Raw genomic sequence first — 14288 nt, forward strand, 5'->3', positions numbered from 1 at the left:
TGCGCCGCCACCGACTGCGCGAGGTTGCCCGTCGAGGCGCAGGCGACCGTGGTGAAGCCCAGCTCACGGGCGGCGGTGAGCGCCACGGAGACGACCCGGTCCTTGAAGGAGTGGGTGGGGTTGGCGCTGTCGTCCTTGATATAGAGCGTCTTCATCCCCAGCTCCGCGGCGAGCCTCGGGGCCGGGCGCAGTGGCGTCCAGCCGGCCCCGAGGGAGACCCGCCGCGCCGGGTCATGCCCGGCGGGCAGCAGCCCGACGTAACGCCACAGGTTCGCCGGACCACGTTCGATGGACTCTCGGGTCACACGAGCCAGCAGGTCCGGGTCGTAGGCGATTTCCAGAGGAGCGAAGCATTCCACGCACACATGCGTAGGGGACAGCGGGTAGGTGGCGCCGCAGTGCCGACAGGACAGYGAGACCGCGGGGTTCGCGACCTCGAGGGTGGGACTGGTGGCACGCTCGGGCGCGAGTGTCATGAAGAAGCTCCTCATCTTYCCCGGGGCAGTCTGCCACCAGGCCGGAATTAGCACCTGCCGCGCACGGGATGCGGGTGGTTGCCGGGGCTTCGCTGGGCCGTTCCCTCTGCCCCTCTGGATGAGCCAGATGAAGTTGTCTGTCCGTACTGTAGACCGTGCGCGGGTGGTCGTGCACCGGTGTTGCCTCTGGTTGTGGACATGATATGGGTCGGTCGGAGGTTTCTCGGTGTGGTCCCACCGGTGCGGGCGGGGCCTGCCCGCTCCTACCGGCCGCGCGTGCCCCCATGCCCGGAGATCGACCCGATCATGCCAGAGCCAGGGAGTCTGTAACAGTGAGTATCCGCGTCGTCTATACCGATCTTGACGGCACGATGGTCGGTCCCAAGGGTTGTTTCTTCCGGGCGGAGGGGGGAGCGATCACGCTGGAGCCGGCTCGCGCGCTCGCCGAGCTGCACGACGCCGGCATTGCGCTGGTTCTGGTCAGYGGGCGTACCCGTCCGCAGCTTCTCGAGGCCGCGGCGATCTTCGGTGCGGACGGGTTCATCGGGGAGCTCGGCGCGATCGTCGGCTGGAACGAGGGGCGCGACAGCGAGATCCTGCGCGGCGCGATGCCGCCCGACTTCGACCAGGTACCGGAGTACCTGCTCGACCGGATGGTCGAGCGCTACCCCGGGYGGCTGGAGCTGCACACCCCCTGGCACTCCGGCCGGGAGGTCGACGTCATGCTTCGCGGGAAGATCGACGTGTCGGAGGTCGACGGCTGGCTCACCGAGACCGGATTCTCCTGGTTGAGCATGCGTGACAACGGGCTGATCTCGCCGGTCCACATGCCTGATCTTGGGGTGAATCCGCACGTCTACCATCTGGTCCCGGACGGTGTGGGTAAGGGGGACGCGGTCGCCTACGACCTCAAGCGGCGCGGGGTGTCACCGGCCGAGGCGATCGCCATCGGCGATTCCRCCAGCGACCTGGCCATGGCTCCCCATGTCGGGCGGATGCACCTGGTCGCGAACGCGGTGCGGCACCCGGACATCGCCGCCCTGCTGACGCGGTACGACAACGTCACGGTCGAGGCGGGCCCGGTCGGCGCCGGCTGGGCCAGCGCGGTGCGAGCGGCCGCCGCCGTCTGAACGCCGCCGTCTGAACGCGGTCCGCGCGTCGACGTTCGGCCCCGGCAGGGCAGACCGGACGGTCACCGGTCGGCGGCGAGGGCGTGCAGTTGGTCGGCGAACCAGCGCTGGGGCGGTAGCCGCCCGGCGACGGCGGCCAGCTCCTCGGCGCGCCGACGCCGTTCGGGGGCGGGCATCGTCAGGGCGGCGTGCAGGGCCCGCGCGGTCGCCTGGATGTCGAACGGGTTGACGACCAGCGCCGCCGTGCCCATCTCCGCGCAGGCTCCGGCCTCCCGGGAGAGCACGAGGACGGCATCCCTGGTCGAGACGATCGGCCCCTCCTTGGCGACGAGGTTCATGCCGTCCCGGATCGGGTTGACGACGAGCACCTCCGCGAGTGAGAGGGCCGCGATCGACCGGGGGTAGTCGTCGGTGATCTCCAGCCGCAGCGGCAGCCAGGTGTCCGTGGCGAACTCGTCCTCGATCTCCGCGGCCAGGCGCTGCACCGCGGCGGTGTACTCCCGGTACTCCGGCAGATCGTRCCGTGACGGGTAGGCGCAGACCAGGTGCATCACCTTGCCGCGCCATTCCGGACGGGTGCGCAGCAGCTCCCGGTAGGCGTCGAGACCGCGGACGATGTTCTTGGACARCTCGGTGCGGTCGACCCGGACGATGAGCCGCCGCCCGCCGGCCAAGTCGACCAGCTCGGCGGCCCGGGCGGCCACGTCGGTGGCGGYGGCCCGGCCAAGCAGCTCGTCCGCGCTGACGCCGAGCGGATGCACCCCGATCCGCACCGTTCGGTGCCGCCCGGCCTCCCGTCCCGACCCGGCCTCCCGTCCCGACCCGGCYYCCCGTCCCGACCCGGCTCCCCGTCCCGACCCGGCCGTCCCGATGGTCACCGCCCGCCGGTCGATCCGCAGTCCGAGGAGGTCGCGGCAGCATTCCTGGAACGCGTCGGCCCAGGCGTCGGTGAGGAACCCGAGCCGGTCGGCGCCGAGCATGCCGCGCAGGATCTGTTCGCTGACGTCGTCCGGGAGAATCCGGAAGTACTCCGGCGGTGCCCAGGGAGTGTGGCTGAAGTGGGCGATCCGCAGATCCGCCCGCAGCGCCCGCAGCCGGGCCGCGACCAGGGTCAGGTGGTAGTCCTGGATCAGCACCGAGGCGCCCGGGGCGGCCTCGTGCGCGAGAGCCTGGGCGAACATCTCGTTGTAGGTCTCGTACGCCTGCCAGTCGCGGCGGAACGCCGGGCCGAAGACCGGCTGCGACGCCGGCGCGTAGAGCAGGTGGTGGATGAACCAGAGCGTGCGGTTCGCGACCGCGTTGTAAGCGCGGTCGAAAACGACCTGGTCGACGTCGAGCATCCGGACGGCGGTGCCGTCGGTGTCGTGGCCGGCGAGATCGAGGCGGYCGGCAGGCGCGGAACGCGCCGCCCGGCGATCGGCGTCACTGAGGGCGGCACACACCCACGCCATCGGACCGTCACCGTTGTCGGCCGCCACCCGGCTGAGGCCACTGACGAGGCCGCCGGCGCCCCGCCGGATCCGCAGCCTCCCGTCGTCCCCGACGGCGAACGCCACCGGCCCCCGGTTGGAGGCGACCAGCACCCGCGCGGTGCCGGTCGGCCACAGCCGCGGCAGGGTGTCTTCCTCGGCTCCCGGCATCCGACGCACACTGCGGAGAGTAGGCCATCCGCTCAGCCCTGTACGCCGGTCCATCAAGATCGTATTTTTGGGCGGCGGAGGCTCACGAATCGGCGACAGATGTCTCACGGAAATGCCCCTGGCTCAGGTTTTCCATCCAGAGAGATCACGTACAGTAATGAATCATCGAGTTGGTGGCGCTGACGAACACGCACCGGCGGGTCGTCGGCATTGAGATGCTGGTCGGCCCGAACCGGCCGTACGGCGGTGGCGCCGAGCCCACCCTGACGGCGTGGATCCGCCTGCGGGAGGACGACCACCCGCCGGACACGAACCGGCTGATGCGGGTGGGATGAGCCCCGGGCGGGCTGAGCGCRCCCTGCGGGGATGAGCGAACAGGGCGCGGGCGGTCAGCCGCTGAGCCGCTCGACCAGCACCTCCAGCAGGGCGACCATCCCGGGGGGCCCGCCCACGACCAGGTCGGCGCGTTCGCGGATCACGTCCGGGACCTCCGGGCTGTCGCTGCACACGGTGATACCGGGCAGCCCGCCCGCCCGTAGCTCGTCGACGGCCTCGAATGCCGGCAGATCGCCGTAGTCGTCCCCGGCGACCAGCACCGAGCGCGCCTGGCAGGCCGCGATGAGCCTGCGCAGCGCACCGCCCTTGTCGTGCCCGGGCGGACGCAGCTCCAGCACTCGCTTGCCCGGTGCCGCCTCCATCCCATGGTCTTCGGCGAGGGCCGTCAACGCCGGCGTGAGCGCGGCGAGCGCCGAGTCCGGATCGGCGGTGCGCCGCACGTGTACCACCAGCGCCTGGTGCTTGTCCTCGACGGCGGTGCCGACCGGGGCGTCGCGGAGCAGTTCGGGCAGCGCCGCGCGGACCGCGGCGACACCGGGCAGCGGCTCGGGACTGCTGATCGCGCGGCTGCCCGAGTCCCAGCGTTGCAGTCCGTACTGGCCAAGGATGATCAGGTTCCCGAAGTCGGGGATCTTCTCCAGCCCGGTCAGTTCCAGCAGAGAGTCCACCGGCCGTCCGGTGATGATGGCGAGGGTGCCGATCTCATGGGAGATCCGGCGCAGCGCATCCATCGCCCCCGGCGCCGGGACGGCGTCCGACGGCCGCGGGACGATCGGCGCGAGGGTGCCGTCGTAGTCGAGGGCGATCAGGGCGCGTTCGGGCGCGGTGAGCAGGGCGGCGAGTCCAGCGCCCCCGGCGGGTGTGCGGGGGGCGGGTGGGCTGTTCGGCGCGGATTCGGTCACTGGGCCTTCCTCGGTCACGGGTCGAGGTGGTCGGGCGCCGGTGAGGAGCGCGGCGCGGCGGTCAAGTGATCATTTTTCCGGATGGGCGGGGAAGTCGCGGGTGATCACCAGGATCAGTGTGTCGGTGGAGACGATTCTGGTCTTCGACCGGGGCACGATGCTCTCGATGCCCGGCATCGCCTCCTTCAGGGCGCGGGCGGCGTCGGCGTCGGCGTCGTCGTAGAAGACCGTCGTCACCGGGACGTTGTAGATCGACTGGTAGTTGCCCACCCGCTCGACCCGGAACCCGGCCGACTCGACCTGCTTGGCGGCCACCTCGGCGAGTCCGGCGATCCGCGAGTTGTTCAGGACGACCACCGGGGCTGTGGCCTTTGGTCCCGGCGGGGCCGGCGGCTTCGTCGCGGTGGACGCGGACGGCGCCGGCGTCGGTTTCGGGGACGCCGACGCCGTCTTCGTGGCCCTCGGGCCGGGGGCCGGGGCCGCCGCGCGGTGCGGCGGCGGGGCCGGAGTGGTCCGGCCGCCGCCGGCTTGGTCCGTGCCCGGCCGCGCCGAGCGCGTCGGGGCCGCGACCTGGGTGGTGGAGCCGTCCGTGTTGGACGAGCCGTTCAGCAGATTGACCACCAGGATGCCCGCGAGTACGGCGAGAACCGCGACGACGCCCGCGCCGAGGGTGTGGAGCCGGTCCGGGCGCCACCGGTGGGGACGCCGCTGCGGTGCGTTCGTGGCATGTGTCATGCGTGGTCTTACCTCTCGGCCCGGTCATGTCGGCCGGATCGGGCCGCCCGGCGTTGCTCCCGCAGCCGGCGCAGCCGGCGGACCAGCATCGGATCGGCTATCAGCGCGGCTTCCGAATCGATCAGCCGGTTCAACAACTGGTAGTAGCGTGTTGATGACAGTCCGAACTCGACCCGGATCGCCTCCTCCTYGGCTCCCGGGTGACGCCACCAACCCTGCTCGAAGCGCAACATGCGACGATCGCGATCGGACAGTTCGTTCGGYGGGACGTCCGCCCGCGCCGGTTTCTCGGGCGCCGGTTTCTCGGGCGGCAGTCTCTCGGGCGGCAGAGGATGTGCTGCCTCCACAGCGGGACCTCCTCGGGACGCATCCGGGACGATGGGCGCGATGGTGCGCCGACGTACCACGCCCGGTATGGTGCGCCGCCCACTATTTCACCCCGTGGGTCCGACATCTTCGGCGTCTCCGGCGACACACGTCCCGCCCACGGCCCGGCCGCCCGGCGCGGATACGATGAGATGTTCGCGGGAGGCCCCCACCCGGTTCCGGCCAGCTCCGAGTTCCGGCCAGCTCCGAGGGCCCCGATTGGCTACCGTTGGCGCTGATTGACTTCCGGGCAGGCGGGGCACGCCGTGTGGTGGCCTACCCTTGGCCGGTGAGCCGGCGCTTCACCCGCACCACCGAGGACTTCGTCTGCCTGGTCTGCGCGACGGCCRTGCGTGGTGACGGGTACACCAACCACTGCCCGTCCTGTCTGTCGTCGCGGCACGTCGACGTCAACCCCGGCGACCGGGCGGCGCGGTGCGGCGCTGTGATGCGGCCGGTCGCGGTGGAGAGCCGTACGCACGATCTGGTCATCACGCACGTCTGCGAGCGGTGCGGGCATCGGCGCCGCAACCGGTCCGTCCCGGCGGACGATCACGACACGCTGCTGGCGGTCGCCGCCGCGGCCGCGCAGGCTGCGACGGCCCCAGGGGCACGACCGCCGCGCCGCCCGGGGCGCGCGCGGCGGTCRTGACCGCCGGTCAGGGATGCCGGTCAGGGATGCCGGTCAGGGATGCCGGTCAGGGATACAGACCCCGGGTCCGGTGGGCGTCGGCCACCCGGCCGACCCCGATGACGTGCGCGGCGTTGCGCATGCTGATCTTCTGGGTCGTGGCCAGCAGGGAGACCTCGCGGTACGCGCGGTCCATCAGCGCCCGGAGCCGGTCGCTGACCTCGTCCTCGGACCAGAAATACGCCTGGATGTCCTGCACCCATTCGAAGTACGAGACCGCCACCCCGCCGCCGTTGGCGAGGATGTCCGGCACCACCAGGACGCCCCGGTCGTCCAGGACCTGGTCGGCCTCGGCGGTCACCGGGCCGTTGGCACCCTCGACGATGATCGGCGCGCGGACCCGGTCGACGTTCTCGACCGTGATGACGCCCTCCAACGCCGCGGGGACGAGCACGTCGACGTCGAGCTCCAGGAGCTCGTCGTTGGTGATCGTGTCGGTTCCCGGGTAGCCGACGACCGTCTCCGCGCCGCCGGCGAGATGGCGGATGAGGGCGGCCGGGTTGAGTCCCTGCGGGTTGTAGATCCCGCCCTTCACGTCCGAGACCGCGACCACAGTGCAACCGGCGTCGTGCAGGTACTGGGCCGCGAGCGCCCCCACCTTGCCGAAGCCCTGGACCGCGATCGTCATCGCGTGCGGGTCGCGCCCGGTCTCGCGCAGCGCGGCGAACACCGAAAGCTGCACCCCCAGGCTGGTCGCCCCGGCCCGACCGGCGGAACCGCCGATGGACAGCGRCTTGCCGGTTACCACACCGGTGGTGGTGTACCCGGTGTGCGCCGAGTAGGTATCCATGATCCAGGCCATGGTCTGCTCGTCGGTGCCCACATCCGGTGCCGGGATGTCCTTCTCCGGTCCGATCAACGGGACGAGTTCGGCGGCGTAGCGCCGGGTCAGGCGTTCGCGTTCCGGCAGGGAGAGCATCGCCGGTTCCACCGCGATGCCGCCCTTGGCCCCGCCGTAGGGGATCCCCATCAGCGCGCACTTCCAGGTCATCCACATCGCCAGCGCCTTGACCTCGTCGAGGTCGGTGGTTGGGTGGAAGCGGATCCCTCCCTTGCCCGGGCCACGGGCGAGGTTGTGCTGGACGCGATAGCCGGTCAGCACGGTCAGCTGACCGTCGTCGCGCTGTAGCGGAACGCTGACGGTGATCGCCCGGCGGGGCGTGCGGAGCAGGTCGTGCATACCGTCGTCAAGGCCCAGATGACGAGCCGCGTTCGCCAGTTGAACGCAGGCCGTGTCCCATGCTGAGCCGGATCCGAGGATCACAGGCACCTCCGCGGCGCGTTTCGAGCCACCCTTCGCCGCCGAACGCGCCGCCCGGTCCGCCGGCCACGGCGCGCTCCGTTGCGCGCCGCGGTGGTGACTCGATATGGCGCAAACAATAGGTGACGGGAGATGCCGTCCGTCAGGTGCGCGCAGGGCGCGCCATCGCCCACCAGGCACCTGCGGGTACGGTCGCGAGCGTGCGCGCGGACCCGTCGAGCCGCCTCCCGGTGCCGCGGCGCGCCGGGGGGCCGGCTTTGTCCGCACCCGGACGGCCGGCCGCGCTCGCTCGTCCCGGAGCCGGCACCCCCGACCGGTCAGCCCGGCGCCTCTGGGCATGGTGGCTGGTCAGCCGTGCCGTCCTCGTCACCCTGGTGGTGACCGACCAGGCGTTCGGCATGCAGCAGAGCGTGCTCGGCGATCTACACATCTATGCGGAGTGGGGCCGCGGGCTCAGTCGCGGCGAGGGGATGCCCACCGGTGACGACCGTTGGCAGTATCCGCCGGGCGCGGCAGTTGTGTTCGTGTTGCCCGACGTAACTCACGCCTATCTGGGATTGCCCTATCGAGCGGTGTTCGTCGGGATGATGGTGGCCGTCGACGCCGTCCTGACCGCCGCGCTGGTGCGTCGCTCGGTCCCGGCGGCGGGGTTCTGGGTGGCGGGTCTCACCGCGTTGGGACCGGTGGCGCTGGCCCGTTTCGATCTGCTGCCGGCCGCGGCGGCGGTCGCGGCCGTGCTCGCGCTCSCCGCGGGCCGGTTCGGCCGGGCGGGATTTCATCTCGCCGCGGGTGCGCTGCTCAAGATCTGGCCGGTCCTGCTGCTGATCGCCCTGTCCCGTCCGCCGCTCCGGTCCCCGGGTCGGTCGGCGTCCATCGATCCGCCCCCCGATCCGCCCCCCGGCCGGCCCACCGGTCGATTCCCGGCGCCCTCGCCGGACTGGTTGCGTCTTGCCGCCGGCGTCCTGTGCGCCGTCGGGGGGCTCGCGGCGCTGTTCGCGCTCACCGGGTGGTGGCGGGACGCGTTCGGGTTTCTCGGCGCGCAGCAGGCCCGCGGACTACAGGTGGAGGCGGTGGCCGCGACGCCGTTCGTCGTCGCCCACATGCTCGGCCATGGAACGGCACCCGGCTATTCCTACGGTTCGCTCCAGTTCGACACCCCGCTGGCCCGCGGCGTGGCCACCGCATGCTCGTTGACCGAGATCGTAGTGATCGCCATTTCGGCCCTGTGGTGGTGGGGGTGGGCGCGTCCGCCCGCGGCGGCGGACGGCGCGGGCCGGGCCGGTGTGCTCGTGGGGCGCACGCTCGCGCTGCTGCTTGTCGTGGTCGTGACCGCCCGCGTGCTCAGCCCGCAGTACCTCGTGTGGATCATGGCGCTCGTCGCGGTCTGGATCGCGATGGCCCGGCCCGCCGGCTCCGGCGGCCTGACCRTCCCGGCTGGTGGACCGGCTGCCCCCGTCCCGGCCGGTGGACCGTCGTGGCGGTGGGTGGCGCTGCTGCTGATCTGCGTTGTGCTCTCCCAGGTCGTCTATCCGTGGCGGTACAACGACGTCGTCCAGGGACGGATCATGATGAGCCTGGTCCTGGTGGTCCGCAACGTCGGACTGGTCACCGTCTGCGGGTGGGCGTGGCGTGCCGCCGCCGGATCGCGACCAGCGTGATGACCGTTCCCGCGGCCGCAAGGCCGGCGCAGCCGATGACGGCCAGGGACGTCTCGACGCGCCCGAGCAGCCGCCAGGTCGCGGCGAGYGGCGCGAGGGTCGTCAGGCACAGCCAGGCCGACGTGACGACCACCAGGGCGATGGTCCACCCCCCGACCCCCCCGACGATCCGCTCGACGGCCGCCCCGAGACGCCTCATGCGGCGTGGTTGCATCCCCGGCGTCCTGGGACGGGCCGTTCCAGGGTGGGGCGTCGGCGGGGTTGACCGGGCGAGGGCCACGACGACCGCGAGTGCCGGCAGGCACAGCGCGAGGTACCAGGGGTAGAGCACCGGGCTGCCGAGCGCCACCGCCAGCCCGCCGTAGCCGAGCACGATCAGGTCGTGCCGACGGCCGGTGTACCCGTCCCGGTCCCGCCAGGCGCGCAGGGCGAGCCAGGCCACCACCAGCGCCGCGCCGGCCAGGCACAGGGCCCGAGTCGCCCGCTGCATTTCGGCGCCGGACGGATGGCGGCCGACCGGACCAAGCATGCCGTCGACCCCGTCGACCGCCGCGGCGAGAATCGAGGCCGGTGCGGCCCCCGTGGTCAGGGTGCCCGACGTGGACAACGCGTGGATCCAGGTCGGGCCGAAGCCGCCAGCCACCATGCTCAGCCCCGCGGCGAGCGCGACCGCGGCGGCATCGGCCGCGAGCAGCACGGCGCCGGCGCGGATCGGACGCCGCGCCGACCGGGCGGCCCGCAGATGCGCCAGCACCAGCCAGGCGACGCCGAGGAGGGCGGTCGCCTTGACGCTTCCGGCCACGCTGACCAGCGCCGTCGCCGCGGCGCCGAGCGCGGCCTGCCGAGCCGTCGGCGTGCTCCTTCCCTCCGGGCCGGGCGCCGGTGCCGAGGCGAGCCGTCGGCGGTCCACCACCAGCGCCGCCACGAGCAGCGCCGCGGCCGTTGCGTCGAGGTGGGCTCCGCCGATCAGGTGCACGACGACGACCGGATTGGCCGCGACGAGCACCATGACCAGGGCCCGTCGGCCCGGCTCCGGTCCGGCGAGCCGTAGCGTCAGGACGACCATCGCGATCGTTGCGAGGATCGCGACTATCTTGAGCAGCGCGACCGTCCCGGCCGGCCCGCYGCCGAGGGCCGCGGCGCTCTTCTCCACGGCGACCGCGGCACCGCCATAGGGCGCATGGGTGTTCCACCACCGGGGGTCAACGGCCCGGACGAACGCCGAGCCCGAGCCCTCGGCGGTCAGCAGGGCGGAGACGCCGTGTGTCRCCGGATCCAGGCCGAGCCTCGCCAGCTCACCCTGAGCGGCGTAGGCGTAGATGTCCCGGCTGAACAGTGGTGGGCCCACCGCGAACGGGAGGCTCCAGACGATCCACGCCGCGAGGGCGGCCCGCGGGGAGGTGCGGCCGGCGATCGTCGYGCGCACAAGTCCGCCCCAGCACAGACACAGAGTGATGATGCCCAGGGCCGCCAGGCCGGCCAGGACGCCCCTTGCGGTATCCGACGAGGCCGCCGATGGGAGAATGCCCCACCAGGAGGAAGGGTCGGTCGTGTGCGGATCGCGCGAACCGAGCCGACCCTCGCTCATCATGGCCACGACCGCGGCGCCGCCACCGGCGAGGACCAGCAGGGTCACCCTGGTCGGGGCCAGGATGCCGGCCGGTCGGGGCCTGCCGCTGCCCGGTCCGGACGGGACGGGCGCGGCCTGACRCCGCCCGCGGGGCAAGCTGTCGGGTGATGACCGGTCGGAGACGGCGGATGGACTGTCGTCGGTGTGTGGGGGGGTCGCGGGTGACAACGCTCGCGACCCCGGGTTCCCCGCCTGACGCCATCTCGGGGGGGCGGACGGCGTCGACCGCCCCGGCGACGGGTGGGCCCGGGCACCCCGGGTCGGAGCCTCGCGTGGCCACACTGCCCCAGACCCCTTCCATCGCCCTCGAGCCGCCGCGGCACCGCGGACCGCTCGTGCGGGGTGTTCTCGCTGTCGTCGTGGCGGTTCGCCGCTGGCCCTGGATTCTGACCGCCGCGCTCTGCCTGCTGTGCGTCGGTCTTGGCATCACCGGTCCGGACACCCCCGCCCAGGAGTACCGGGTCTGGCTGTTCCGGCACGGCGGAGTGGTGCTCTGGGATGATCAGTGGTACGGCGGTCACACCATCCCCGGCTACAGTGTGCTGTTCCCCCCGCTCGGTGCGCTTGTCGGGGTACAGCCGCTCGGCGCGATCTCCTGCGTCGCCTCGACGATGATCGTGACCCGGTTGCTCCGCGGTCCTGGCCGGCGGACCGGGCATGATCTGGTCCTCGTCTGGTTCGCGGTCTCGACGGTGGCGAACCTCGTCGTGGGCCGCATGCCGTTCGCGCTCGGGATGACCTTCGGTGCTCTGGCGCTGGTCGGCGCGCGGGAACGGCACACGAAGCTGACCTGGATCGGCGCGGTCCTGTCGTCGCTGGCGTCTCCGTTGGCCGGCGGCTTCGTGCTGCTCGTYGGCCTCGCGTTGCTGCCGACGATCGGATGGCGCCGGGCGCTCCCGTTCGCCGGCGCCGGATCCGGCATCATCGTCGCGCTCGCGTTTCCCGAGGACGGGTACCAGCCCTTTCCCGCGCTCACCTTCCTGTCGYTGCTGACCCTCATCGCGGTCGGCCTGCTCGTCGTGCCCGGGCACGCCCGGCTCATCCGGCCCATCCGGCACGGCCTGTTGCTCTGGGCGGCCGCGGCAGTGGTCTTCTTTTTCGTGCCCACCCAGATCGGCGGAAACATCACCCGACCGGCGACGCTGCTCGCCGGCCCTACCGCGGCGTTGTTGCTCGCCGAACGCCGCCGCGTCCTCGCGGTCGTGGCGATCCCGCTGATCGGCTGGCAGATCGGGCCGGTGCACGGGGCGCTGCTTGTCCACGGCGATCCGTCCGGGTCGAAGGCCTATTACACCGAGCTCCTCGACTACCTCGACCGCGGCGCACCGGTGTCGGCCGGGCGGGTGGAGATCCCCTTCACCCGGGCCCACTGGGAGGCGCGCTTCGTCGCCCCGTCCGTACCCATGGCCCGCGGCTGGCTGCGCCAGCTCGACAGCAAGTACAACGCGCTGTTCTACGACGGGACACTGAACGCCGAGACCTACCACGAGTGGCTGCTCGCCCGCGGCATCCGCTACGTCGCCCTCCCCGACGTCGAGCTGGATCCCTCCGCGGTCGCCGAGGCCAGGCTGCTGCGAGCCGGTCTGCCTTATCTCGATCTCGCCTGGCAGAACGCGCACTGGAAGGTGTGGCTCGTCACCGACTCCCCGGGCCTGGTGCAGGGACCGGCCTCGCTCACCGAACTGGGGGTGAGTTCGGTCGCGGTCGACTTCCACGCGCCCGGGGTCGCCACGGTGCTCGTGCACTACACCCCCTACTGGCAGCTGTCGGGGGGCACGGCGTGCGTCTTCCGGGCGGCCGGGGGCTGGACGGGCATTCTCACCGAGTCGTCCGGACCGGTGCGCCTGTCCGCCCGGCTGTCCGTCGACGGCCTGACCCGCGCCAGCGCCCTGGACTGCCCGGTCGGTCAGCGCGTCTCCTGACTTCTCGGGGCGGCTGTCGGCGGGTCTCAGCCCGTCTATCTAGGACGTCCGGACACCGGGCCGGACGACCGGGTGTCCGGGTGTCCGGACGAACTCACCGGGCGGCGGGTTCGGACACCAGATCCGCGACGACGATGGTGGTGTCGTCCCGGGCACCGGCCAGCAGGGCCGCTTCGACGAGCGCGTCCGCGGCCCGCTCGGGCGGCTCGGGCCCCAGCGCGCTCAGCAGGCCGTCGAGCTGTTCCGGGCTCATCACCTTGGTGATGCCGTCGCTGGCGAGAACGACCCGGTCACCGGCGCGGACCGGCTCGCTGAAGATGTCCGCCTCGATCTCGTCAGCGAGCCCGACGGCGTTGAGCAACGGACCGTTACGGATCGCGTGCGGCGTGGTCAGTGCCCGCGGCCGTCCCTTGCCGGGCTGCAACCACACCGAGCTGTCGCCCACGTGTGCGACGGTGAGGTACTCGCCGGTGCTCTGCTGACGCCCGAGGATGACGACGTCCAGCGTGCAGGCCATGCCGAGCCAGGYCGGCTCCTCTCGAGCCCGGGTCCGGACCACCCAGTTCGCCCGTTCCACGGCCTTGCGCAGGCCCTCGAGCGGATCCTCGGCGTACTGCGGGCGGAAACCCGCCACCGTGGTGACCGTCAGCGTGGACGCGATCTGGCCGGCAGCCTCGCCACCGACCCCGTCCGACACCGCCAGCAGCCCGTCGACGACGACGAACGCGTCCTCGTTGGGACCGCCGCGTTTGCCCCGGCGGGTGCGCCCCGCGGCGGCGAGTCGCAGCGCGGCGGCCGTCGTCTGCTCCGGCTCGATCGCCATGAGATCGCCCGTCTGCCCCCTCGGGGGAGCGGGCGGAGCCACGGGGATGGTCGTCGCCGTGGGGGAGCTCTCCCACGGCGTGTCCTCAACCGTTCGGGTTGACTCGGCGCCGCGCGGAGCCGGCGCGTGTTCCCCGGGTGGCGGGAGGGGATAGTCGCCGGTCGCCGGGTCGTAGTAGCGGGTGGCATCCGCCCGTTCGTCACCGAAGGCACCGGGCCCGAGGTGCGGCTGACCGGCGGGCGGTGGCGTCCAGCCGGTGGAGTCGGGATCGCGGTCGCCTTCACCGCCGCCGACGGAAACCTGCGAGGTCACATCCCCTCCCCATACCGCGCCTGCGTCCGGGACGCCGCTCGCGCTGTCCGCTGACCTGTCCGCCGTGTTGCCCGTCGCACCGGTTGCCGAGGAGACCGGCGCCGGCTCGGCGAAGCCGGGCACGATCCCGTCGGGCGGGGTGGCGTCAGAGCTGTCACGGATCGGCACCGTACCGTATCGGTGGCRCTGATGGTCGAGGCCACGAGAGCGTCGCTGGTTCTCCCCGGGCCGGACGGGCCGGTTGTTGAGGATGACGAAGACCAGCCCACCCACCAGCAGCATCACAATGAGCATGATCGGTACCAGCGGGCTACCCATGGCCTCCGTCCTCGCCGTAGCAATTACGATCACGCTGTAGGACGTGTCGCCAGCCGTCTTCCTTCATACCTAAAGGCATCAACTCAGA

At 72.2% G+C, this 14288-nt stretch carries 13 protein-coding genes and 1 riboswitch; of the genes, 5 read left to right on the forward strand and 8 right to left on the reverse strand.

The genetic code is table 11. The features are described 5' to 3' along the window. Positions 1-476 (reverse strand): pyridoxal-phosphate dependent enzyme (locus KBI5_RS09745; protein ID WP_116289884.1); only part of this gene is annotated, 476 nt, incomplete at its 3' end. Between the two features lie 8 nt (positions 477-484). Next, positions 485-601: riboswitch (SAM riboswitch) on the reverse strand. A gap of 207 nt (positions 602-808) precedes the next feature. On the opposite strand from KBI5_RS09745, the gene KBI5_RS09750 reads away from it, so the two are divergent. Further along, positions 809-1606: an HAD hydrolase family protein gene (locus KBI5_RS09750; RefSeq protein ID WP_085015056.1), complete on the forward strand. Its 798-nt coding sequence runs from the start codon at positions 809-811 to the stop codon at positions 1604-1606. Between the two features lie 62 nt (positions 1607-1668). Here the strand turns inward: KBI5_RS09750 and KBI5_RS09755 are convergent, their stop codons facing one another. Next, positions 1669-3246, reverse strand: coding sequence for a trehalose-6-phosphate synthase (locus KBI5_RS09755; protein WP_085015057.1), 1578 nt, complete (start codon positions 3244-3246; stop codon positions 1669-1671). A gap of 173 nt (positions 3247-3419) precedes the next feature. On the opposite strand from KBI5_RS09755, the gene KBI5_RS26260 reads away from it, so the two are divergent. After that, positions 3420-3581 carry a hypothetical protein gene (locus KBI5_RS26260; RefSeq protein ID WP_023840657.1) on the forward strand — a complete coding sequence of 54 codons (162 nt, stop codon included), beginning with the start codon at positions 3420-3422 and terminating at the stop codon, positions 3579-3581. A gap of 54 nt (positions 3582-3635) precedes the next feature. On the opposite strand, the gene otsB is transcribed toward KBI5_RS26260, so the two are convergent. The 3 genes from otsB to KBI5_RS09770 all read right to left on the reverse strand — a co-directional run bounded on the left by otsB (position 3636) and on the right by KBI5_RS09770 (position 5533). After that, on the reverse strand, positions 3636-4484 hold the full coding sequence (otsB, locus tag KBI5_RS09760) for a trehalose-phosphatase (protein WP_011438748.1): 849 nt from the start codon (positions 4482-4484) through the stop codon (positions 3636-3638). 69 nt (positions 4485-4553) lie between these two features. Next, positions 4554-5219: a LytR C-terminal domain-containing protein gene (locus KBI5_RS09765; protein ID WP_011438747.1), complete on the reverse strand. Its 666-nt coding sequence runs from the start codon at positions 5217-5219 to the stop codon at positions 4554-4556. A gap of 8 nt (positions 5220-5227) precedes the next feature. Further along, positions 5228-5533: a DUF3263 domain-containing protein gene (locus tag KBI5_RS09770; protein ID WP_116289885.1), complete on the reverse strand. Its 306-nt coding sequence runs from the start codon at positions 5531-5533 to the stop codon at positions 5228-5230. A gap of 320 nt (positions 5534-5853) precedes the next feature. On the opposite strand from KBI5_RS09770, the gene KBI5_RS09775 reads away from it, so the two are divergent. Then, positions 5854-6237 carry an RNHCP domain-containing protein gene (locus KBI5_RS09775; protein WP_241882787.1) on the forward strand — a complete coding sequence of 128 codons (384 nt, stop codon included), beginning with the start codon at positions 5854-5856 and terminating at the stop codon, positions 6235-6237. Positions 6238-6283: 46 nt separating this feature from the next. Here KBI5_RS09775 and KBI5_RS09780 read toward each other — a convergent pair whose 3' ends face one another. Further along, complete coding sequence (locus KBI5_RS09780) at positions 6284-7540, reverse strand: Glu/Leu/Phe/Val dehydrogenase (RefSeq protein WP_085015062.1); 1257 nt, start codon at positions 7538-7540, stop codon at positions 6284-6286. 143 nt (positions 7541-7683) lie between these two features. On the opposite strand from KBI5_RS09780, the gene KBI5_RS09785 reads away from it, so the two are divergent. Beyond that, positions 7684-9195 (forward strand): glycosyltransferase 87 family protein, encoded by a 1512-nt coding sequence (locus KBI5_RS09785; protein WP_241882788.1) that lies wholly within the window; start codon positions 7684-7686, stop codon positions 9193-9195. Here the strand turns inward: KBI5_RS09785 and mptB are convergent. Then, positions 9143-10831: a polyprenol phosphomannose-dependent alpha 1,6 mannosyltransferase MptB gene (mptB, locus tag KBI5_RS09790; protein ID WP_347272491.1), complete on the reverse strand. Its 1689-nt coding sequence runs from the start codon at positions 10829-10831 to the stop codon at positions 9143-9145. The two genes, KBI5_RS09785 and mptB, sit on opposite strands and share 53 nt — an antisense overlap. Positions 10832-11097: 266 nt before the next feature. Between mptB and KBI5_RS09795 the strand changes: the two genes are divergently transcribed. After that, entirely contained in the window at positions 11098-12747 is a 1650-nt protein-coding gene (locus tag KBI5_RS09795) for a hypothetical protein (protein WP_011438741.1), read from the forward strand. Between the two features lie 94 nt (positions 12748-12841). Here the strand turns inward: KBI5_RS09795 and KBI5_RS09800 are convergent, their stop codons facing one another. Continuing rightward, positions 12842-14200 carry a PP2C family serine/threonine-protein phosphatase gene (locus KBI5_RS09800; RefSeq protein ID WP_085015061.1) on the reverse strand — a complete coding sequence of 453 codons (1359 nt, stop codon included), beginning with the start codon at positions 14198-14200 and terminating at the stop codon, positions 12842-12844. Positions 14201-14288: the final 88 nt, after the last annotated feature.

This window comes from Frankia sp. KB5, from assembly GCF_002099325.1.
Taxonomy (GTDB): Bacteria; Actinomycetota; Actinomycetes; order Frankiales; family Frankiaceae; genus Frankia; species Frankia casuarinae.

Coding starts and splice junctions, on each gene's coding strand:
- KBI5_RS09765 (WP_011438747.1), bottom strand. CDS start 5,219: ATGACACATGCCACGAACGCACCGCAGCGGCGTCCCCACCGGTGGCGC.